1 protein-coding gene is annotated in these 685 nt (G+C 63.8%); it reads right to left on the reverse strand.

The features are described from left to right. Positions 1–641, reverse strand: a 641-nt coding sequence (locus A2J02_RS20155; protein WP_231893933.1) for a Mu transposase C-terminal domain-containing protein, incomplete at its 3' end; no start/stop codon positions are given. Between the last annotated feature and the right edge of the window lie 44 nt (positions 642–685).

Below are 685 nucleotides of genomic sequence, written 5' to 3' on the forward strand. Positions count from 1 at the left end.
GCACGGCGAGTGCGATTACGTCGGGCTCGTTTGGTGTCCCGCTCTGCCGACGTGGCTACCTGACGCATCTTCTCGATCATCGCGAACAGAGCGTGTTCGTCGATAGTTGCTCGGCCGTGCTCTCGAAGACGCACCACCGCTGCCCGGTGTTCCCACGATGTCACCGCCGGATGTGACATCGTCCGGTACGGCACCTCGACATACCCGCCGCCGCTGTCGGGGTCCAGGACCCACACCCTGCTCAGATCTCGTGGATCACGCCGGATCACGAACTGACCCAACTTCTCTCGCCTAGCGATCCACGGTTTCAGAGCGTTCGAGAAGTACTGGATGTGGTCGATGACGAACCCTGTCCGGGTCAGGCGACGCCGGATGACGGGAAGGAAGTCCACCAGGAATGCGGTCTCGCCCACCACTGTCGACGTCGATCGAGCAGTATCGGCGTCGGTGCTGCTGATCCACTGCGCAGCGGGGCTCCGGCTCAGGCCGGTGTGCACGTCCGCGTGGTACGCCGCGACCGCGAGGATCAGCCAGCGTTCCAATTCTCGTAGCGTCAGGGCTGCCGTGCCCTCTGAGTCGTATCTGCCCCGCTGCGTTGGGTTCGAGAACGTGGTGCCGGGGAGTTCGTGGACCTGGGTCATGACGGTGCCAATGATGCGTTCGACGATCCCGCCGTAATGCGGCC

It is taken from the genome of Rhodococcus sp. EPR-147, from assembly GCF_001647185.1.
Classification (GTDB): domain Bacteria; phylum Actinomycetota; class Actinomycetes; order Mycobacteriales; family Mycobacteriaceae; genus Rhodococcoides.